This window comes from Pseudomonas guariconensis (assembly GCF_024127895.1).
In the GTDB taxonomy this organism is placed as follows: Bacteria; Pseudomonadota; Gammaproteobacteria; order Pseudomonadales; family Pseudomonadaceae; genus Aquipseudomonas; species Aquipseudomonas guariconensis_B.
Genome location: NZ_JAMYBK010000008.1, coordinates 140,220 through 158,704 on the forward strand (window position 1 = coordinate 140,220; position 18,485 = coordinate 158,704).

Annotated in this window: 33 protein-coding genes and 3 tRNA genes; 34 read left to right on the forward strand and 2 right to left on the reverse strand. The window is 60.4% G+C overall.

From position 1 onward, the window contains the following. Nucleotides 1-2: 2 nt before the first annotated feature. Nucleotides 3-821: a helix-turn-helix transcriptional regulator gene (locus NJF35_RS11615; protein WP_253091112.1), complete on the reverse strand. Its 819-nt coding sequence runs from the start codon at nt 819-821 to the stop codon at nt 3-5. 113 nt (nt 822-934) lie between these two features. Here NJF35_RS11615 and NJF35_RS11620 point away from each other — a divergent pair, with 113 nt between their 5' ends. The 31 genes from NJF35_RS11620 (at nt 935) to NJF35_RS11765 (ending at nt 16,721) form a co-directional block, all read left to right on the forward strand. After that, nucleotides 935-1,171: a helix-turn-helix domain-containing protein gene (locus NJF35_RS11620; RefSeq protein ID WP_253091076.1), complete on the forward strand. Its 237-nt coding sequence runs from the start codon at nt 935-937 to the stop codon at nt 1,169-1,171. 30 nt (nt 1,172-1,201) lie between these two features. Continuing rightward, nucleotides 1,202-1,396 (forward strand): hypothetical protein, encoded by a 195-nt coding sequence (locus NJF35_RS11625; protein ID WP_085598710.1) that lies wholly within the window; start codon nt 1,202-1,204, stop codon nt 1,394-1,396. 19 nt (nt 1,397-1,415) lie between these two features. Next, on the forward strand, nt 1,416-1,595 hold the full coding sequence (locus NJF35_RS11630) for a hypothetical protein (RefSeq protein WP_253091077.1): 180 nt from the start codon (nt 1,416-1,418) through the stop codon (nt 1,593-1,595). A 94-nt stretch (nt 1,596-1,689) separates the two neighbouring features. After that, nucleotides 1,690-2,553, forward strand: a complete 864-nt coding sequence (locus tag NJF35_RS11635; RefSeq protein ID WP_253091078.1) for a Bro-N domain-containing protein — start codon at nt 1,690-1,692, stop codon at nt 2,551-2,553. Beyond that, nucleotides 2,550-3,449 carry a helix-turn-helix domain-containing protein gene (locus NJF35_RS11640; protein ID WP_253091079.1) on the forward strand — a complete coding sequence of 300 codons (900 nt, stop codon included), beginning with the start codon at nt 2,550-2,552 and terminating at the stop codon, nt 3,447-3,449. The genes NJF35_RS11635 and NJF35_RS11640 overlap by 4 nt, the downstream gene beginning before the upstream one ends. Then, nucleotides 3,439-4,218: a hypothetical protein gene (locus NJF35_RS11645; RefSeq protein WP_253091080.1), complete on the forward strand. Its 780-nt coding sequence runs from the start codon at nt 3,439-3,441 to the stop codon at nt 4,216-4,218. Before NJF35_RS11640 ends, NJF35_RS11645 begins: the two co-directional genes overlap by 11 nt. Next, entirely contained in the window at nt 4,215-4,406 is a 192-nt protein-coding gene (locus NJF35_RS11650; RefSeq protein WP_253091081.1) for a hypothetical protein, read from the forward strand. Before NJF35_RS11645 ends, NJF35_RS11650 begins: the two co-directional genes overlap by 4 nt. Further along, nucleotides 4,406-4,693 carry a hypothetical protein gene (locus NJF35_RS11655; protein WP_155766711.1) on the forward strand — a complete coding sequence of 96 codons (288 nt, stop codon included), beginning with the start codon at nt 4,406-4,408 and terminating at the stop codon, nt 4,691-4,693. The genes NJF35_RS11650 and NJF35_RS11655 overlap by 1 nt, the downstream gene beginning before the upstream one ends. Next, nucleotides 4,693-4,956 carry a hypothetical protein gene (locus NJF35_RS11660; protein WP_253091082.1) on the forward strand — a complete coding sequence of 88 codons (264 nt, stop codon included), beginning with the start codon at nt 4,693-4,695 and terminating at the stop codon, nt 4,954-4,956. The genes NJF35_RS11655 and NJF35_RS11660 overlap by 1 nt, the downstream gene beginning before the upstream one ends. Continuing rightward, nucleotides 4,953-5,150, forward strand: a complete 198-nt coding sequence (locus NJF35_RS11665) for a hypothetical protein (RefSeq protein WP_253080841.1) — start codon at nt 4,953-4,955, stop codon at nt 5,148-5,150. The genes NJF35_RS11660 and NJF35_RS11665 overlap by 4 nt, the downstream gene beginning before the upstream one ends. After that, complete coding sequence (locus NJF35_RS11670; RefSeq protein ID WP_253091083.1) at nt 5,147-5,614, forward strand: hypothetical protein; 468 nt, start codon at nt 5,147-5,149, stop codon at nt 5,612-5,614. Before NJF35_RS11665 ends, NJF35_RS11670 begins: the two co-directional genes overlap by 4 nt. Beyond that, nucleotides 5,607-5,768 carry a hypothetical protein gene (locus NJF35_RS11675; protein ID WP_253080839.1) on the forward strand — a complete coding sequence of 54 codons (162 nt, stop codon included), beginning with the start codon at nt 5,607-5,609 and terminating at the stop codon, nt 5,766-5,768. Before NJF35_RS11670 ends, NJF35_RS11675 begins: the two co-directional genes overlap by 8 nt. Next, the gene (locus tag NJF35_RS11680; protein ID WP_253080838.1) at nt 5,761-6,219 is read left to right on the forward strand and encodes a hypothetical protein; all 459 of its coding nucleotides are present in this window, start codon (nt 5,761-5,763) and stop codon (nt 6,217-6,219) included. The genes NJF35_RS11675 and NJF35_RS11680 overlap by 8 nt, the downstream gene beginning before the upstream one ends. Continuing rightward, entirely contained in the window at nt 6,219-6,821 is a 603-nt protein-coding gene (locus NJF35_RS11685) for a recombination protein NinG (RefSeq protein WP_253091084.1), read from the forward strand. Before NJF35_RS11680 ends, NJF35_RS11685 begins: the two co-directional genes overlap by 1 nt. Further along, on the forward strand, nt 6,818-6,943 hold the full coding sequence (locus tag NJF35_RS24665) for a hypothetical protein (protein WP_262924591.1): 126 nt from the start codon (nt 6,818-6,820) through the stop codon (nt 6,941-6,943). Before NJF35_RS11685 ends, NJF35_RS24665 begins: the two co-directional genes overlap by 4 nt. Next, nucleotides 6,934-7,467 (forward strand): HNH endonuclease, encoded by a 534-nt coding sequence (locus tag NJF35_RS11690; protein WP_253091085.1) that lies wholly within the window; start codon nt 6,934-6,936, stop codon nt 7,465-7,467. The genes NJF35_RS24665 and NJF35_RS11690 overlap by 10 nt, the downstream gene beginning before the upstream one ends. Next, nucleotides 7,464-8,054 (forward strand): hypothetical protein, encoded by a 591-nt coding sequence (locus tag NJF35_RS11695; protein ID WP_253091086.1) that lies wholly within the window; start codon nt 7,464-7,466, stop codon nt 8,052-8,054. Before NJF35_RS11690 ends, NJF35_RS11695 begins: the two co-directional genes overlap by 4 nt. 103 nt (nt 8,055-8,157) lie before the next feature. Further along, nucleotides 8,158-8,231: transfer RNA gene (locus NJF35_RS11700), tRNA-Ser, on the forward strand. 5 nt (nt 8,232-8,236) lie between these two features. Continuing rightward, a tRNA-Asn gene (locus tag NJF35_RS11705) sits at nt 8,237-8,311 on the forward strand. 3 nt (nt 8,312-8,314) lie between these two features. Continuing rightward, a tRNA-Thr gene (locus tag NJF35_RS11710) sits at nt 8,315-8,390 on the forward strand. Between the two features lie 27 nt (nt 8,391-8,417). After that, the gene (locus NJF35_RS11715) at nt 8,418-8,744 is read left to right on the forward strand and encodes a hypothetical protein (RefSeq protein ID WP_044069755.1); all 327 of its coding nucleotides are present in this window, start codon (nt 8,418-8,420) and stop codon (nt 8,742-8,744) included. Beyond that, nucleotides 8,741-9,088 carry a hypothetical protein gene (locus NJF35_RS11720; RefSeq protein WP_253091087.1) on the forward strand — a complete coding sequence of 116 codons (348 nt, stop codon included), beginning with the start codon at nt 8,741-8,743 and terminating at the stop codon, nt 9,086-9,088. Before NJF35_RS11715 ends, NJF35_RS11720 begins: the two co-directional genes overlap by 4 nt. Nucleotides 9,089-9,134: 46 nt before the next feature. Continuing rightward, nucleotides 9,135-9,743, forward strand: a complete 609-nt coding sequence (locus NJF35_RS11725; protein WP_253091088.1) for a putative metallopeptidase — start codon at nt 9,135-9,137, stop codon at nt 9,741-9,743. A 31-nt stretch (nt 9,744-9,774) separates the two neighbouring features. Continuing rightward, nucleotides 9,775-10,251, forward strand: coding sequence for a DUF2280 domain-containing protein (locus tag NJF35_RS11730; RefSeq protein ID WP_253091089.1), 477 nt, complete (start codon nt 9,775-9,777; stop codon nt 10,249-10,251). Continuing rightward, nucleotides 10,226-11,551 carry a terminase gene (locus NJF35_RS11735; RefSeq protein ID WP_253091090.1) on the forward strand — a complete coding sequence of 442 codons (1,326 nt, stop codon included), beginning with the start codon at nt 10,226-10,228 and terminating at the stop codon, nt 11,549-11,551. The genes NJF35_RS11730 and NJF35_RS11735 overlap by 26 nt, the downstream gene beginning before the upstream one ends. Then, nucleotides 11,551-13,002 (forward strand): DUF4055 domain-containing protein, encoded by a 1,452-nt coding sequence (locus tag NJF35_RS11740; RefSeq protein ID WP_253091091.1) that lies wholly within the window; start codon nt 11,551-11,553, stop codon nt 13,000-13,002. The genes NJF35_RS11735 and NJF35_RS11740 overlap by 1 nt, the downstream gene beginning before the upstream one ends. Next, complete coding sequence (locus NJF35_RS11745; protein ID WP_253080827.1) at nt 12,932-14,023, forward strand: minor capsid protein; 1,092 nt, start codon at nt 12,932-12,934, stop codon at nt 14,021-14,023. The genes NJF35_RS11740 and NJF35_RS11745 overlap by 71 nt, the downstream gene beginning before the upstream one ends. Nucleotides 14,024-14,138: 115 nt before the next feature. After that, on the forward strand, nt 14,139-14,912 hold the full coding sequence (locus NJF35_RS11750) for a hypothetical protein (protein WP_253091092.1): 774 nt from the start codon (nt 14,139-14,141) through the stop codon (nt 14,910-14,912). 3 nt (nt 14,913-14,915) lie between these two features. Beyond that, nucleotides 14,916-15,881, forward strand: coding sequence for a phage coat protein (locus NJF35_RS11755; protein ID WP_253080825.1), 966 nt, complete (start codon nt 14,916-14,918; stop codon nt 15,879-15,881). A gap of 48 nt (nt 15,882-15,929) precedes the next feature. Further along, a complete protein-coding gene (locus NJF35_RS11760) occupies nt 15,930-16,340 on the forward strand; it encodes a hypothetical protein (RefSeq protein ID WP_253091093.1) in 411 nt (136 codons plus the stop codon). A 3-nt stretch (nt 16,341-16,343) separates the two neighbouring features. Continuing rightward, entirely contained in the window at nt 16,344-16,721 is a 378-nt protein-coding gene (locus tag NJF35_RS11765; RefSeq protein ID WP_253080823.1) for a hypothetical protein, read from the forward strand. A 6-nt stretch (nt 16,722-16,727) separates the two neighbouring features. Here the strand turns inward: NJF35_RS11765 and NJF35_RS11770 are convergent, their stop codons facing one another. Next, nucleotides 16,728-16,949, reverse strand: coding sequence for a hypothetical protein (locus tag NJF35_RS11770; RefSeq protein WP_253091094.1), 222 nt, complete (start codon nt 16,947-16,949; stop codon nt 16,728-16,730). A gap of 39 nt (nt 16,950-16,988) precedes the next feature. Here NJF35_RS11770 and NJF35_RS11775 point away from each other — a divergent pair, with 39 nt between their 5' ends. Genes NJF35_RS11775 through NJF35_RS11785 form a run of 3 tightly spaced genes read left to right on the forward strand, consistent with a single transcriptional unit; the run spans nt 16,989 to nt 18,482 of the window. Further along, nucleotides 16,989-17,381 (forward strand): hypothetical protein, encoded by a 393-nt coding sequence (locus NJF35_RS11775; protein WP_253080821.1) that lies wholly within the window; start codon nt 16,989-16,991, stop codon nt 17,379-17,381. 1 nt (nt 17,382) lies between these two features. After that, nucleotides 17,383-18,057: a hypothetical protein gene (locus NJF35_RS11780; protein ID WP_253080820.1), complete on the forward strand. Its 675-nt coding sequence runs from the start codon at nt 17,383-17,385 to the stop codon at nt 18,055-18,057. Then, complete coding sequence (locus NJF35_RS11785; protein WP_253080819.1) at nt 18,054-18,482, forward strand: phage tail terminator-like protein; 429 nt, start codon at nt 18,054-18,056, stop codon at nt 18,480-18,482. The genes NJF35_RS11780 and NJF35_RS11785 overlap by 4 nt, the downstream gene beginning before the upstream one ends. The last annotated feature ends 3 nt before the right edge of the window (nt 18,483-18,485 follow it).

The following is an 18,485-nucleotide window of genomic DNA, read 5'->3' on the forward strand; positions in this document are numbered from 1 at the left end:
GGCTATACCAGGTGCGCGTTCCAGACCAGCAGCACCCTGGCCTGGATGTAAGTCATGTCCCGCCGGATCAGCCGATCCTTGTGCCGCGGGTTGTCCGAAATCATCTCGAAGTGATCCTCGTCTGCGATCTGCAGTCGCTTGATGTACTCGTGCCCACCCCAGGAGAAGTAGTAGATCCCGTCGCCGACAAACTCGCGGATGCTCACGTCGACTATCAGCGGATCACGGTTCTTGATCGTGGGCGCCATCGACTGACCCCAGCCTGTCACCAGCTTCAGGTGGAAGTGCTCCTTGAACTCGACGCCCAATTCACGAAGGTGCTTGGGACTTACTCGGACATCCTGGAGCATCTCTGGATGGTCATGCGTGACCTGCCCTCCACCCATAGAGCCACGGACGTCGTAGTGAGCAATCCAGACCTCATCTCCGACCAGGCCTGGGCGAGAGAAGTCGGCGGTGATCACATTTGACGTAGTCGGCTCCTCTGCTGCGGCAAGCAGACGCTGGCGCGTCTCCTCAGAAATCCCTTTGCCACTCTTTGCCAGCATCTGCTTGACCAAGTCGGCTGCAGTCTTCGGGACCGGTTCCGCTATTTCGGTGTTGGCAGTCTCGTCAGGGATCGAGTCGAACCATCCGCGGGGCAGGCCTTCGATGCCTTCGATCCGCCGAGCTACATCGTCGCCTAGGTTCTTTGCAGTCTTGTCCGAGAGGATCTGGCTCAGGTGCGCAGGAGCCATCCCCCAGCGCTCAGCGCAGGACCCTTTCCTCTGGTTTCCGATCAGCTTGACCAGGTTGTGCTTGCGAATCTCATAGATATCCATGACGCGAAGAATGCCAGTGTTTAGCTTGCTGCTAAATGTGCGCACAGCTAAATTATCCTTGCTCGAATATTAGCCATGAGCTAAATTTCGCCATATGTGTAAGGAGAACCCTCATGAATGATCACCTCCGTGATTGGTTGAGCAGGGCCACCAACGAGCGGCGCCAGGCAGTTGCTGCCGCTGCGAAGACATCTGTGGGCCATCTGTGGCAGCTCGCAGGTGGTCACCGGAAGGCCTCCGCCGATCTCGCCGAACGTCTGCAAGACGCATCTGGTGGAGAAATCACCATTGCCGGCTTGCGTCCAGACCTCATTCCGTTTGCACGCAAAGCGCTGAAGGGCGCCGCGTAATTCACTTCAACAGCAAGGAACCATCACTCGATGAGCTACGACGATAGCCGCCACCTGAAAGACCGGGAGATCAAGTCTCGCTACGACGAAGACACCTACGAGGCAGTGAGGGCTGTAGCGAAACTTCACCGCCTGCAACCCGCTGTGTTCGTGCGTATGTGCGTGGAGGAGAAGCTCGCTCTGCTGATCGCTCAGGATGATAACGAGACTGCGCACACGGCCTGAAGGCCCGCAAGGGGGGCTCATGGCCGAAACGATGATTTGCCACGGCCTCGAGGAGCGCTTTTACCGAAAGCTTGAAGAGAAGGCGAAGGAAGCCGGGTTAACCCCGGAGCAGTACGCCGTCCAGATAGTGCGGGAAAGCCTCGTCGAGAAAACGAGGCCAAAAGGCGCCGGGAAGATCCGGCACCTGCCTCGGCCTTAAAAGGCCCTGAATAGGGAAGCCCTGGCAACAGGCACAAAAAAGCCGGGATTGCGGCCCGGCTTCTTCAACAACTACATCACTGTGGGGCAATTATATGCATACCTCGATACTTGATGTACAGGCCCTCAACAGGGGCGCGCCACAAAATGCGAACCACGATCCTGTGGCGCGCACAGTCAATCTGTTCAACTTCGAAGGCTTCGATGTTCGCGTCGTGCTCATTGACGGAGAGCCCTGGTTCTCTGCCAGGGATGTGGCGGAAGGTCTCGGCTACTCCAACCCACAGAAAGCAGTGCGCGACCACTGCAAAAGCCCGCGTCCTGTGGGGGTGAACGATTCGTTCACCCTCGGCCCATCTGCAAACATCATCCCCGAGCGTGACGTTTACCGCCTGGTGATGCGCTCCAAGCTGCCCCAGGCCGAACGCTTCGAAGAGTGGGTGGTGAGCGAAGTTCTGCCCAGCATTCGAAAAACTGGCGGATACAGCGTACCAAGCCAGCCCGCCGACCTCAGCAAGCTGGAAATCCTCCAGATGGCGCTGGAGTCGGAGAAAGCCCGCGTCCTGCTCACCGTCCAGGTCGAGGCCCAGGCCAAGAAGATCGACCACCTGGAGAACCTGTTCAAGGAAGGTATGAGTCACGTCCAGTTCTGCAAGGGCCTGAATGGGGTCAACGTGATGCAGGTGGGCCATTTCCTTGAGCGCCGCAACTGGCTCTACAACGAGAGCAAGTCCGGTACCCGCTACCGCGTCGCCGCCTACGCCCGCGACAAGTACATGACCGAGCACCAGCAGGAAATCACCCCACACGGGAAAGAGGCGTTCATCAGCTACACGCCGATCCTGCTGCGCAAGGGCGCCGCACGCCTGTACGAACTCTACCTGGCCGGCGAGCTACCCATGAAGAAGAACTGGGACGGCCTGCACACCCACGACAAAGTCGTACGAGGTGCAGCGTGAGCATGAGCCTTATGGTCGCCGCGATGAAAATGCGCGTCGGCAATCCATTGCGCAAGCTGGTCCTGATCAAGCTGGCTGATAACGCCAGCGACCAGGGAGAATGCTGGCCTTCGTACCAGCACATTGCTGATCAGTGCGAGATCAGCAAGCGTTCGGTCATGAACCACATTTCCGCTCTGTGCGACTCGGGGCTTCTTCGCAAGGAGGTCAGGAAGGGTGGGCCCAAAGGTAACTCGTCGAACGTGTATTTTCTAACCCTCGATGGTGGTGAATCTCCTGCACCAGGGGTAGTGCAGCAGATTCACCAGGGTAGTGCAGCAGGTTCACCCCCTAGTGCAGGAGATTCACTAGGGGGTAGTGCAGGAGCTGCACCCAGAACCAGTCACTCTCTTGAACCATTCAAGGAACCAGTCACTGAACCTAATGCGACCCAGGCTGTCGCCAAGGTCACGGCGGGCGAGGTTGTCCCGTTCTCGCCGCAGCCTCGCTGCGAAATCCCCGCTGACATGCCAGGCCCGAAAGACCAGTCCTGCAAAACCTTCAAGGCCTGGGCCAACTACGCGATGGCCTACCGTAGCCGCCATGGTGCATGGCCCGTTTGGAACGCCAAGGCTGGCGGCCAGATCGGCCAACTGATCGACCGTCTCGGCATCGACGTTGCTCACCACGTCGCCGCCTACTTCGTCCGGATCAACGACAGCAAGCTGGTCAGCCGTATGCACAGCCTTGGCGACCTGCTCCAGAACGCCGAGGCCTATCACACCCAGTGGGTGACCAACCGCCAGATGACCGGCACCACCGCCCGCCAGATCGAGCACACCCAAGCCAACTACAGCGCCGCCGAGCAAGCCCTGGAAGCGCTGCGAGCCAAGAGGGCTGCCACCCATGCTGAATGACGCCCAGCAAGAAAACCTGCTGCTGTCCCTGTTCGCCACAGCCGAGGTGATGGGCCAACAGCTCACCCAGGCCGCAGCACTGCTGATGGTCGAGGATCTGCGCGAGTACAGCGAATCCGTGCTGGCCGATGCGCTCCGCACCTGCCGCCGTGAAGGTGGCCGCCTGACCGTAGCGACGATTCTCAAGCATGCCCAGGCCGCTGACGGGCGCCCAGGAAAGGACGAGGCGTGGGGTATCGCTATGGCCGGCTTCGACGAGCGCGAGACCGTGGTGCTGACCGACGAGATGCGCGTGGCCATGAACTCGGCAGCCGCAACCTTCGAAGCTGGCGACAAAGTGGGTGCTCGCATGGCCTTCATGAGCGCCTACGAGCGACTGGTGGCCCAGGCTCGCGCAGAGGCTAAGCCGGTCAGCTGGGGAGTATCTCTTGGGTTTGATCCGAATAGCCGCACACAGGCCATCGAGCGCGCTGTGCGCTTGCAGCTACTTCCCCAAGAGCGAGCTGCCGTGTACCTGGCCGATCTACGCACAACCCCGATCACCGAAGACGGCCAGGCCATCGCTGGACTGATCACTGGCGAAGTCCGGCCCCAGGCCAGCCCCAAGGTCCGCGAAAAGATCGCCGAAGTGCGCTGCATCCTTGAGGCCGCCAAGGCCAAGAAAGACCGGGAGCGGGCCAAAGAAGCCCAGCGCCGCCGCATCGAAACCTACCTTCTCAAGCGTCAGGCCCGAGCAGCCCTGGCAGAACTCATGGAGAAACGCCCATGACTCCAATGCAAAGACAAGCCGTAGACGCGCTACGAGCCGATGGCTTCGCAGTTGTCGTTGAGAGCAAGGAAATCGTCCGCATGACCAAGGGCGCCGACCGCCGCGTCGTGATGGCCGATGGCAGCCAGAAGCGCGGGTATCACGTTGAGTTCAAGCGCGCCGGGCAGACGGCCGGGGAGGGGGTGTGATGCGTGACCATACAGATCGGGCAGGTGTTCGCTGCGTAATAACGGCCATATCTCTGTTCATGTTCGTAATTTTCGTCTGGGGCCCCCTAAACACCCTGTGGGTTGCTCCCTGGGTTTACTCAGGCACCGAATTTGGGTCGTTCGCCTGGAGGAAAGCATGGGTTATCAACGGCTGGATCCTGATCGCCCCATTTCTGCTCGCCTTTAGCTACTGCATCTTCACGATGACCCGGGCAATTCGCAGAGACGAGATCGAACGCGAAGAGCGCCGCAAGGAGAAGCACTGATGGACACCAACAAGATGCGCGCCGCCTTCGAGTCCATGATCCTGGCTGACGGAAAGTCCATCCGCCGCTGTGGTGACAGCTATCACTTCGGCACGATTCACCGCAAATGGCTGTTCTGGCAAGAGGCCTGGAGGCAATCCCGCGAGGCCGTGGTGGTGGAGCTTCCTAGTCCGTCAGGCATAGCTGCCGACGGAATGGGCGCTTTCGCTGCTTGCAGGCACGCCATCGAGGCCCAGGGCCTGAAGGTCGAGGTGAAGCCATGACCGCCGACAAAGACCAAATCATCAAGGCGCTGACTGGCGAGGAGCCGCCTTTCAAGTCTCCATTTGTCGAGGGCCTAGAAGCCGCTGCCGATGGTACTGCGTGGACTCAGTGCCCGTATGTCGGGGCAAGCCAAGACTACGAGCGCGGCGAATGGCTGCGCGGGCACAGCGCACACGGGAGGTGGTACGCATGAACATCGACAAGAAAGAGATCAAAGCGATTGCCCTGGCCTGCGACCCGACCAAATGCTCAGACGAGGCCGAGGAAGACCATCGCCTCGCTGAGTTTTACAGCGAGCTGACGCCTGAAACCGCTCTGGCCCTGCTCGCGGAGATCGAGCATGCCGATGTGCGCCTGCATGAGGTGGCGACTCTGTGTGCGACAGTCGAGCAGGAGCGCGACCAGCTCAAAGCCGAGAACCAGATGCTTCGCGATGAAGATCTGAAGTGGCAGGGGCTGCGCGAGCAAGAGGCGGAAATCGAGCGACTCAAGGCCGAGAACGAGGCGCTGCGCAATGATTCCGAGCGGTATCGGTGGCTGCGCAAGAAGGATTGGATTCAGGTCGAGGTCGACGTTCGCTGCGGGGAATCTGAAACGCTGACTGAAATGGATGCGGTGATCGATGCGGCCATGACCAAGGAGGCATCCTATGGATAAGTTCGGCCTCCTTTTCGCGCTGCTGGTTGGCGTATCCATTGGCTGGGTGTGGGCGCACTACACGGTGGCCAACGAGTGCGAACGCCTGGGTAGGTTCTATGTCGGCAAGCGCACCTTCGAGTGCAGCAAGATCGAGGGTCGCGACCATGGCTGAGAAGATCCGCCTCAATCAGATCAGCGACCTAGCCGAGCTCCAGGCCGCGATCCGCAAGAAGGGCTTCCCCTGCAACGTGGCTATCACCGGGGCTGGGCGGAGCCTTCCTCAGAACGCCCTGTTCCACAAGTGGTGCGAAGAGATCGCCCAGTTCTTCGTGCGCATGGGCAAGACCACCTTCGCCACCGGTGCCGCGATGAACATGGAGAACGTGAAGCGCAACCTCAAGCAGACCTTCTTGGGCGAGGAGGTGATCAGGGATATCAACCTGCAGACCGGCGAGATCACAGAGCGTCACGAGCTTCGCCATACCAGCGAGTTGGACAAGGGCGCAATGCACGCCTTCATGACTTGCGTGGATATGTGGGCCAATGACCATGGGATCTACCTCTCGCACCCGGAAGACAGTGAGTACATGAAGATGCGGATCGAGTTCGGGGAGGCCGCGTGATGCTTGCCAAGGAGATCAAGCCGAAGAAGTGCAAGGCGCCAGGCTGTGGTCAGCGGTTCAAGCCCTCTCTGTCGACGCAGACGGTTTGCAGCATGGCCTGTGCTCGGGCAATGGCAAAAGACCCGAAGCTGCAGAAGGTTGCCGCCAAGGCCATCACCAAGCAGGCCAGGGAAGACCTCAAGGCGCGCCGTGAGAAGCTGAAGACGAAGGGCGACCACCTGCGGGAGGCACAGCAGGCTTTTAATGCGTACATTCGCGAACGCGACGCAGGCCTGCCGTGTATCAGCTGCGACTCAAACCCAAGCGATCATGACCTGATCACCGGAAGCCGCTGGGATGCTGGACATTACCGGTCGGTGGCCGCCTGCCCAGAACTCCGATTCGAACCGCTCAATGTCCACAGGCAGTGCGTCAAATGCAATCGAAACATGTCTGGGAACGTCGTCGAGTATCGCATCCGATTGGTGAAGCGTATCGGCGCAGAAGCAGTTGAGTGGCTGGAGGGCCCTCATAAGGCCCTGCGCCTGACCATCGAAGACCTGCGGGCCATTAAGGCCCTGTACAGGCAGAAGCTCAAAGACCTACGGAGGGCCGCAGCATGAACTGGACACAAATCGCCTGGGCCTTCTTCGGCCTGCAAGCGGTCTCCTGTCTGCTGACCGTGGTCATGGGGATGAAGATCGCAGCGAATCGCAAACGCAAGGAGGGCCGCCAATGCAACTGAACAGCGCTCGCCAGGCTTGGCGCCCAGTGGTTGGATTCGAGAGCACCCACATGGTCTCTGATCTCGGGGTGGTGATGACGCTGGATCAAGTAGTGGTCGACAGCCTTGGTCGGAGTAGGCCGGTAAAGGGGAGGATTCTAAAACCAACTCGCAAGTCAAACGGCTATTACCACCTGACGCTCAACGCCGAAGGCCAGCAGAAGACGGTTCACGTTCATCGCATTGTGCTTGAAGCGTTTTCTGGCCCATGTCCGGAGGGGATGGAGGCGCTTCATCGGAATGGAGACCAAGGCGACAACAGGCTTGAGAATTTGAGATGGGATTTCCACGTGGAGAACTGCGCTGACCGGTCTCGGCATGGCAGGTGCCAGCACAAGCTGTCCTTCGAGCAAGTGAAGGAGATAAAGGCTTTGATAGGGACTATACGGCAGGTGGATATCGCGGAGAGATTTGGCGTATCGCAGCCAGTTATCAGCGCGATAAAGCTTGGACGGATCTGGTACACGGACCGGGAGGCGGCATGAAACTGAATTCAGCAAGATCCGCGTGGCATGACTGCTACTACCAGCCTCGCGATAGCCAGGGTGCAGTGATGCAGGAAATGGGGCTACTCGGCCGCTTGATCCAGAAGACCGACAGACAGCGGAAATCAGGCCATCAGGCGCACCAGGCGGTTGCCGGCCGCATTCAGCAGGCGATCGACACGCTTCCCGCCCACCTGAAGGCGTTCGGCAACCACATGTACAGCCCGATGGCTACAGCGGACGATGCGGATGATGCTCAAGCGGCAGTCTTCCAGATGGCATACGCAGCGGGGCCGAGGATGTACGCCAAGAAGTTCGAGAAGGCCCGCCTGGTCGCGTCGGGCGTGCTCCACCGGTACCGCCGCATGCACCAGGGCGGACAGAGCGAAGGGATTGATCCATGCCCTACGCCTGAATCATTCAGGGCGTGGCTGCTGCATGTGCTGGGCCTTGAGCTGTCGTCAGAGCAATGGGGCAGGGAATGGGAAGGTTTCATTCAGGCCTGTTTCAACGCTTGCAATGACCTTGACAAGGAGGCGCTTGTGCCTGTCTCTTCAGCGATAAAAATTATGAAAAATGCTGCTTGACGACAAATGTCCGGCTCAGGCAGACTTATTCCCATCGTGACAATTTTGCCTTCGGCAAACATCACTTCGAAGCCCGGCCACTGCGCTGGGCTTTTTCGTTTCTGCGGGTAAGCGTCCGGTTCGTCGCCAGCCTTCCAAGCTGAGCAGAGAAGGGTTCGATTCCCTCTACCCGCTCCAACCACTGGCAAGTAGCACAGCGGTAGTGCTCCCGGCTGTTAACCGGGTGGTCGTAGGTTCGAATCCTGCCTTGCCAGCCATTCGCCGCCATAGCTCAGCCGGCAGAGCGTCCGCCTTGTAAGCGGAGGGCCCAGGGTTCGAATCCTTGTGGCGGCACCATTCATGCCCAGCTACGGAGTCGAGCGCATGGAGTTTTTTCACCGCCTGCTCGAAAAGCTCGACTGGGCCATTGCGGGCCTCATTGGGGCCGTAGTCGCCAGCTGGTGGCACCGTGACGACCTGACAGACCGAAAGGCCTGGCTGCTGTTCCTGACCACGGGCGCCGCCTGTGCGCACTACCTGACCGGCATGGTCAGCGCCTATTTCGGAATCGTAGAGCCTCGGAGTGTTGCCGGTGTCGGCTTCCTCCTTGGCACCTTTGGCGGCTCTCTCATCGCTGCCATTCACCGTGCAATCAAAGCCGCCGACCTTTGGTCCCTGATCAAATCGAGGTTCGGGGGAGGTGCGGGATGATCCTCGAGTACATCAACGCGGCCTCATCCGGAATGATCGCCATCTGGGCGACCTGGTGCGTGCTGAGCGGAAAGGTTCGGGATGGGGTGGTGGGGAAGGTCATCTATGCGGTTATCGCCCTGAGCGGCTATGCCGTGCTGGCCCGCAGTGACCGCATCTTCTTCGCACCCTCGGTCGCAGGAACAACCCTGCTGGCCTTTCTGGCCCTGGCTGGAGCCCGACACATCTTCATCGTCATGTACTGGCAGCGGGTCAAAGCCTGGCTGTGCCGCGTGCTGAATTGCGAGCACTGCCTGAAGGATTGCCGGTACGGCCCTGGTGGTATCGAGCGGCGCAAGTCGTAGCGCGCCACAAAATCTAGAGATGCCATTTTGTGGCGCGGGAGCGATCATGAGCAGACCGATGCCGCCTGGCGAATTGCTTGAATCCCTCTGGCTTACCCTGGAGCCTGCTCCCGAAGTATGGGACTGGATCCAGCGAGAAATACTGGCCGAGACAGGTAGCATCCACAACCCCGAGCATGCGCACCTCATCGACGCCAATATCGGCGTTCTGTGGGCCTCCTCTGCGTTTACCAAGAAAGGTCGCAATGTGCTTGGCCAGGCCGAGCAACTGATGATCCGCGCTGGCGGGTGGCAGAAGGCGCGCCAAGAGCAGCAGATGCGGGACTGGTTCGGCGAAGAACCTGACTTCCTCATCACCCTGGCTGCCGACTACTGCGCTCAGTGTTCCGATCTGGAGTTCTGCGCCTTGGTCGAACATGAGCTATTCCACATAGCACACAAGCTCGATAAGTACGGCGCACCAGCGTTCACCCAGGACGGCATGCCCAAGCTTGAGATGCGCGGACACGATGTCGAAGAGTTCGTCGGAGTGGTTCGCCGCTACGGTGCTGGGCACGACGTACAGCAGCTGATCGAAGCTGCAAGCCGGCCGCCCGAGGTGGCCAAAATCAACATTTCGAGGGCCTGCGGAACCTGTCTACTCAAGTCGGCTTGATCCTTGACAGCCCTTGACGGAACCGAAACCTATGGCAGTCCTGAAAAATGAGGTGAAGGCCTTTATTGTTCAGGCTCTGGCCTGCTTCGATACACCAAGTCAGGTGTCGCAGGCCGTCAAGGATCAATTCGGGATCGATGTCTCTCGGCAACTGTGCGAGCGATATGACCCTACCAAGTACTCAGGACGCGACCTGGCTCAGAAGTGGAAAGACTATTTTCACGAGTGCCGGGTGCGGTTTCGCGAGGAAACGAGCGACATCCCGATTGCCAACCGTGCATACCGGCTACGCGGCCTGGGCAGGATGGCCGAGAAAGCCGAGAACATGCGCAACCTGGCGCTGACTGCCCAGCTGTACGAGCAGGCAGCTAAGGAATGCGGCGACATGTACGTCAACCGCAAGATCGAACCCGACAAGCCCCTGGGCTCCCAGGCGGCCCAGCAGCACGCCGTTGCTGAGTACAAGCTGGAGCCTGATGAGAATGTCCCCGCTACCCCGTACCTATGAGGCACCGGTCAGGCTGACGCCCAAGCAGGCGAACATCTATGTGTGGGGCTTCCAGCGTAATGCGCGCTTCCGGGATGCAGTGTGTGGTCGCCGATTCGGCAAGACGTTCCTCGGTAAGGCAGAGATGCGCCGCGCGGCCCGCCTGGCTGCGGAGTGGGGCGTGAGCGTCGAGGACGAGATCTGGTATGCAGCCCCGACGCAGAAGCAGGCCCGCCGGGTGTTCTGGCGCCGGCTGAAGCAGGCCATCCCGCGTGAGTGGCGGGAATGCAAGCCGAACGAGTCGGACATGCTCATCACGCTCAAGAGCGGTCACCTGATCCGCTGTGTGGGCCTGGAGAACTACGACGACCTTCGAGGCTCCGGCCTGTTCTTCGTCCTTGTGGACGAATGGGCGGACTGCAAATGGGCGGCTTGGGAAGAGGTGTTGCGCCCGATGCTGTCGACGTGCGAGTACGTCGTGCCAGGTGTCGGTAAGTGTAAGGGCGGCCATGCGCTGCGAATCGGCACCCCAAAAGGCTTCAACCACTGCTTCGACACCTACCGCGACGGCCAGGCCGGCGGCGAGCCAGACCACAAGAGCTGGCTGTATACATCGCTGCAGGGCGGCAACGTCCCGGCTGAGGAACTGGAAGCGGCGCGCCGGAAGATGGACCCGCGCACGTTCCGGCAAGAATACGAGGCTAGCTTCGAGAACTACGCCGGCGTTGTCTACTACACCTTCAACCGGAATGAGTGCCGCACCAGCGAGCGCATCAAGCCCGGTGAAGCGCTGCATATCGGCATGGACTTCAACGTCATGAAGATGAGCGCGGTGGTCTACGTGGTCCGCGACGACCTGCCCCTGGCCCTGGATGAGTTTCACGCCGTGCGAGATACGCCGGAGATGATCGAGAAGATCAAGGCCCGGTTCCCTGGCCATGGCATCGCGGTTTACCCAGACGCAAGCGGCCAGAACACCAGCAGCAAGAATGCCAGTGAATCCGACCTGTCGTTGCTCAAGAAGGCGGGTTTCACCGTGGTGGTCGACTCGTCCAACCCGAGTGTCAAGGATCGGGTGAACGCGCTGAACGCGATGCTCCTAAACACGTACGGCGAGCGCCGGCTGAAGGTCAACATCGACCAGTGCCCGCAGCTCACGCTTTGCCTGGAGCGGCAGACCTACAACGACAAGGGCGAGCCGGACAAAGACCCCAAGAAGGGCCATGACCACATGAACGACGCCGCGGGCTACTTCATCGCCAAGCGGTACCCAATCAAGAGCCAGTCGGCCGGCACTCGCCGCATCGGAGGTTTGGCGTAATGCCTGTTCAATCAACGAATCCAGACTACGACGCTCACATCGAAGAGTGGCGGATGATGGACGATGCCCTGGAGGGCGAGGGCGCTATCAAGCGCAATCCGCGCAACCTGCCAAAACCTAGCGGCATGGTTGAGGCCGAGAAGCTGGACAGTACGGGAAACGCCTACCTCTACATCAACTACACCGACCGCGCTCAGTATGAGCACTGGGTGCGCGATTCTCTGCGCTCAATGATGGGCCTGGTATCTCGCCTGATACCCGAAGTGAAGCTGCCGACAGGCCTGAAGGGGCTGGAAGAGAACGCCACTGCCGATGGCTTTGGCTTGAATCAGCTGTTCCTACGCATTGTGCGCCAGGCCATTTCCCATGGGCGTGTGCCGCTGGTGGTGAATGTGGATGACTCGGGACAGCCGTATTTCGCCACCTATGCTGTGCGCAACGCCATCAACTGGGACACTGCCGATCAAGGCGGGCGCCAGGATCTTGTGCTGGCGGTCTTTCGCGAGTTCCGGAAGAAGGATGCAGAAGACCGCTACAGCCATGAGTGCGTGACGGTATATCGCGAGTTCTACATGGAGGGCGAGGTCTGCTACACGGCCGTGCGCAACGAAGGTGGGGAGCTCATCGATGACGCGCGTCCACTGGGCACGGTCGGCACGGACAACCAGCTGGTACGGGGTCTGGAGTACATCCCGGTCATCTACTGCGGATCGACCGACAACTCGCCTGACGTGGACGAGATCCCGCTGCTGACCATGGCGCGGGCGGCGCTGAAGTCCTACCAGCTCAGCGCCGACTACTTCACCGCGCTGCACCAGACCAGCCACCCGCAGCCGTGGGTGTCGGGGCTTGATGAGAGCGTCGAGCTCAGTGTCACCGGACCCTCTGCTGCTTGGGACCTTGGCCCGAAAGGCTCCTGTGGCTACCTGGAGTTCCAGGGCGCCGGCATTGAGGCCGTCCGCAAGGCTATGGCAGACCAGAAGAACGCAGCGCTAGAGGCTGGCGCAAAGGTCATGGACGTGGGAGGTACCGAATCGGGCGAAGCGCGCAAGACGCGTCAGAACGACCAGCACGCCACGTTGCACAGTATCGTCATCACCGCGGCCGCCGGCATCGAGCAGGCTTTGCGGTACGCCGCTGAGTGGACTGGCTACAACCCGGATGAAGTGGTCTTCACAGTCAAGCCAGAGTTCGTGATTCCTGAAGTCAACGCCCAGGTGCTGGCCGAGCTGCAGAAGAGCGTCATGGCTGGCACGATCAGCGCCGAGACCTACTGGCAGTACCTCACCACCGGCAAGCTGCCGGAGCGACCATACGACGAAGAGGCGTCGCTGATCAGCGACGAACGCGAGTCGGCTGGCATCAACCTGGACAATGACGATGGCGAAACTGGAGCAGACGGCGGACGAGAAGCTGCTGGAGCAGGTAAGTCGCCACTCGGTGCTGCTTGAGCGGCTTAAGGCCGGCGAGGTCAAGAAGTTCGAGGCCGTGCTTCGCAAGGTCGACACCCAGGTCCGCGACCAGCTTACCCGCAAGGAGTTGACCACCTACAGCCGAAGCCGGCTCGAGGAGTTCTTGGGGCGGGTGGGCGGCAAGTTGCTGGATATCTACAAGGCCTTCAGCAACCGGATGCAGTCAGACCTAGTGGACATCGCGCTGTACGAGGCTGCCTTCGAAGGTCGAAGCCTGGCGAAGGCGCTGCTGATCGATGCTGTCATGCCGGCCGATTCCCTTATCCGGGCCGCGATCAACACCCAGCCGCTGCAAGTGTCCGGGATCGATGGTGGCACCTTGCTAAAGCCGTTTCTCAATGGCTGGACGCGGACCGAATCGGACCGAGTGACGAATGCTATACGGCTCGGGGTTGTCCAGGGCCAGACCAACGCAGAGATTACCCAGGCCATTCGCGGTACCGCCGCGCAGAACTTCACCGACGGCGTGTTGGCGGTCAGCAACCGCAACGCCAAGTCGGTGGTGCACACCGCCGTCCAGCATGTAGCCGCTACCGCGCGCATGGAGACCCTGAAGGCAAACGCTGAATTTGTCCGTGGCTACCGCATCGTGGCCACACTGGACCGGAGAACCAGCCTGCTGTGCAAGAGTCTGGATGGTCGCGAGTACGAGATGGGCAAGGGACCTGTACCCCCGTTCCACATCCACTGTCGAACGACCATAACGCCGATCACCAAGCTGTCCGCGCTGTTCGGTCAGGGTGCTACGCGGGCTTCCGTAGGCGCTGGCGGAGGCGCTCAGGTCTCGGCAAGCCTCACCTACTACCAGTGGCTGAAAACGCAGCCTGCGGCGTTTCAGGATGCTGCGCTGGGTCCGGTCCGAGCGAAGCTGTTCCGGGATGGCGGGCTTACTGCTGAGCGATTCGCCTCGCTGCAACTCGACAAGAACTTCAAGCCGTTGACGCTGGACCAGCTCAAGGAGCTGGAGCCGTTGGCGTTCGCAAAGGCGGGGATCAACTGATCCTGCGCCACAAAGCCCAACGTCACGATTTCGTGGCGCGCACATCCAGGCCGGCCAATGAGCCGGTTTTTTAATGCCCGCCAGGCGGGCCCACCAATCCCCAGGGGATAACCACATGCCTTTTGAATTCGACCCGGCCGCCCACGGCCTCACCCTCGATGAAACCCAAACCGCCGCGCTGAAGGCAGCATTGGGCGGCGAGGTGCAGAAATTTCTGGATGGCGAGGTTTCGGGCCTTAAGTCCAAAAACACCGAGCTGATCGGCTCCAACAAGGCCATCAAGGCCGAGTTGGACAAGCTGAAAGGCCAGTTCGACGGCCTGGACATCGAGGCGGTCAAGGGCTTGCTGGTCAAGGCCGGCCAGGACGAAGAGACCAAGCTGATCGCTGAGGGCAAGCTGGACGAAGTCATCAGCCGCCGCACCGAGCGTTTGCGCAGCGACCTGGACAAGCAGGTCAAGGCCGCCAACGAGCGTGCGGACAAGGCCGAAGCCTTTGCTGCCAAGTACAGCGACAAGGTGCTGGCTGACTCCATCCGCGCTGCTGCCATCAAGGCTGGTGCGCTGCCGGAGGCTGCCGAGGACATCATCCTCCGCGCCCGCGGCACCTTCAAACTGAGCGAAGACGGCGAGCCGATCGCCACTGACCGTGATGGCGAGGTCATCTACGGTAAGGACGGCAAGACTCCGCTGTCTCCCCTCGAATGGGCGGAATCGCTGCGCGAAACCGCTTCCCACCTGTGGCCAAGGGCTCAGGGTGCCGGGCAGACCGGCGACAACGGTGGCAAGGCCACGAAGAAATGGGGCGAATACACGGAAACTGAGCGCGCCGCTCTGGCCCGTGACAACCCCGAAGCATTCAAGAAACTCCTCGCCACTAAAGGAACCTGATCCATGGCAACTACTCAGCTGTCGGACATCTTCGTCCGCGACTACTACGGCGCTCTGGCGCCGGTAAATTCGCCCGAGAAGACTGCCGTCTTCGAATCGGGCATCGTTACCCGCTCCCCGACTCTGGACAACATCGCCAACAACGGCCAGGGCACTTCTGAGATCGCTTACTGGCAGGATCTCGATGCCGACGAGGAGCCGAACATCTCCAACGACGATCCGGATGACCTGGGCGAGGTCGGCAAGGCCGAGCAGGGCAGCATGCGCGCTCGCACGCTGTTCCTGAACAAAGGCTATGGCGTTGCCGATCTATCGGCTGAACTGGCGAACTCTGAGCCGATGCAGCACATCCGCAACCGCTTCGGCACCTACTGGACCCGCCGCTGGCAGCGCTATCTGCTGGGCGCGGCTCGCGGCATTATCGCCTCCAACGTCGCCAACGATGACGGCGACATGGTGATTGATTCCGGCGCGACCATCAGCGCTGAAGCTTTCCAGGATGCCGCCTTCACCGCTGGCGACGCTGCTGACATGTTCGGTGCAATCGGTGTGCACTCGGTGGTGATGAACCAGATGGTCAAGCAGGACCTGATCGAATACCTGCGCGACTCCACCGGCAAGATCATCCTGGCCACTTATCTGGGCAAGCCGGTATTCATGGATGACAGCCTGACCTATGCGTCTGGACAGTACCTGTCGGTTTTCTTCGGCCAGGGCGCTTTCGGTTACGGCGAAGGCACACCGCATGTCCCGGTCGAGCTGCAGCGTAAGCCGGATGGCGGCAACGGTGGTGGTGCGGAAGTCCTGTGGGAGCGCAAGACCTTCATCCTGCAGCCGGCCGGCTTCAGTTGGGTGGGCAGCAACAACCTGAACCTGAGCCCAACTGCTGCCCAGTACGCCAACGCTGCGAACTGGGAGCGCGTGTTCGACCGCAAGCAGGTTCCGTTCGCTGCCGTCATCAGCGGCTAACCGCGTTGGTGAGGGGTGATCAGTCGCCCCTCAATGAGGAGGCTTCCTATGTCATACGTTGTTTACAGCGATAGCGATGCTATCGAGAAGGTCCAGGGAATCACCTACCGCAAGATCGCCCAGTTTTACGGTGTTGTATCCGGAGCAACGGGTGTTTTTGTGGATGGCGATGCCGAGGCGATCGTAGAGGCCTACGAGGCGGCTGGCATCCAGATCCTGGGCGAGCTGCCGACGAGTCCACCCGCACCGCCTGGTGCGCAGGTGAACTGGGGCGATATCCAGGGCAAGCCTGACCTGCTGCAGATCGGAACCACCGCAGATACGGCGGCCGCTGGCAACCACAACCATGCCATCACCGCTCATGCCGGATCGGGCCTGGCTGCGGCCGCGAATCTGCAGGCCGGATTCCAGGCAATGTCCACGCGGGTGAAGGCGCTTGAAGACGCAGCCGCAGGGTAAGCCATGACCGACTTCATCACCGTAGCCGACGTAGACTCTCTGCTGGGGCCTGGCTGGGCTGGCTCCGGTGATCCAGTCCTTGCTGTGGCAATGGCTAACGCCTGGCTCACAGCCAAGATTAATAGGACAGTTGCCGACCCGACCCCTGATGCCATCAAGCTTGCTGGTGCCCAGGTCGCGAAAGAGGCGGCTGCTGGCAATCTCTACAAAGCCACCGAGAAGGAAGTGCTGAGTAAAACGGTCTCAGCGACAGTCGGTACTTCCGTCAGCAAGACCTATGCTCAGGGTTCAACCGACTTGACGGCTGGCGAGAACTTCGCGCTGGACCTGATCGCTCCCTGGACGCGCCGGTCTGGCACGGTGTTGCTGAAGAGGGTTTGAGCAGGATCAGTTTCGCCATACCTGCTTTAGCTCATCGTCGAACCATCGCTCTGCCTCATCGCTGGCCGGCATGTTGCTCCTGAATTCCAAGTAGTGGCCATAACCTCGGCTTTCGAGCCAGCGCTTGAAATCGTGGAAGCTGGGGTGCCAGCCGGGCTGTTGATCTTGGGTTCTGGCCCACTCTCGGGCGAGTTGGCGGATGGCGGGTTCGCAGTCGGTTTTTTTCATATCAAGGCTCAAAAAGGCTTCGGTGGGAGTGTATTTCAAATGGGTATGCGCGAAGAACTGCAGGCCGATTTGGCTGAGGCATTCGATGACCTGGATGGCCTGGCGGACGCCGTGAGGCCGGTGACTGGGAGCCGCATCGTCAATGGTGGGTATGACCCCGAGATCGGCGGCACGGTACCTGCCTCGACCATCCATTACAGCGGTCGCGGGGTGTTCGGCAGCTACTTGGTCAAGGAGATCGACGGGTCACGCATCCAAACCGAGGATGTGAAGTTGCTGGTGCTCCAGAACGAGCTGTTCGAGGAGCAGGGCGGCGCTGCCACTGAGATGCCGGCGACTCCAAAGATCGGCGACCAGGTGAGCGGCTATCGCGTGCTGAACGTGACCGAAGACCCGGCTCAGGCCACCTGGACTATCCAGCTGAGGAAATGAAATGGCGCGCGGCTCGCACATGTCCCAGCGATATGGCGGACAGCAGGGCGGCTTCGCTGAGGCCATACGGGCGTTCGCCGAGCAGGCGGAACAAGCCTTGGACGCTACCTTCCGCGAGATCGTGATCGAGATCGGCAGCAGCGTTATCCGCATGTCGCCTGTTGGCAATCCGGAGCTGTGGGCCGCCAACGTGGCTCACCGGACCAAGGCTAACAAAGCTGCTGATGACTACGACTTCAAGGTCGCGGTGCGTAACACGCTGATCAATCTGAATCAGGACAACTTCACCAAGGCTGGCAAGCTGCGCAAGGGCGTGAAATACGCCAGGCCTCTGACTAAGACCGAGCGCGAGCAGAATTTCGCCGTGAACGGTCTGGTCGCAGGTCAGGGCTATGTAGGCGGCCGCTTCCGGGGTAACTGGCAGTTCTCCATTGATTCGCCTGCAACTGAAGAGCTCGACCGCATCGACCCATCGGGAAGTGAGGCCATCGCCGAGCTCGTAACCCAGGTGCAGGCGCTGACCATTGGCCAGACGGCGTACATCGTGAACAACCTGCCATATGCGATCCCGCTGGAGTACGGCCACTCGTCTCAGGCTCCGGCAGGCATGGTCCGGGTAACCCTTGCCAATTTCCAGCGCATTGTCGACGAAGCCATCAGGAACAACCGCATATGAGCCAAGCACGAGCCCGACAGGCTATCGAGATCAAGCTGATGGCCTGGGCCGCGGCGCGCCCGATTCGTGTGGCGAACTTCGAACAGGACTTCGAGCCCCAGCAGGGCGAAACATACCTCAAGGCGTTCCAGCTTCCCGGAGCAACCACCTGCCGCTACCTGGGTGGCGAGGCCTACGAGTACGCCGGCGTCTATCAGGTCAGCATCGTTTGCCCGGCTGGACAGCCACTGGCTACCGCCGAGAATCTGGTTGGCGAGCTTTCAAGTCTCTTCCGGGTGGATTCTGAGCTCAGCCGTAACGGCTTCGAAGGACTGATCTCAGAACCAGTTGACCAGGGTCCAACCATCACTGATTCGGCGACTTATACGGTCCCGGCCAGCTTCACCTATCGCGGTGTCGCGGACCAGCTGCCCGCTGGGGCATAGCAG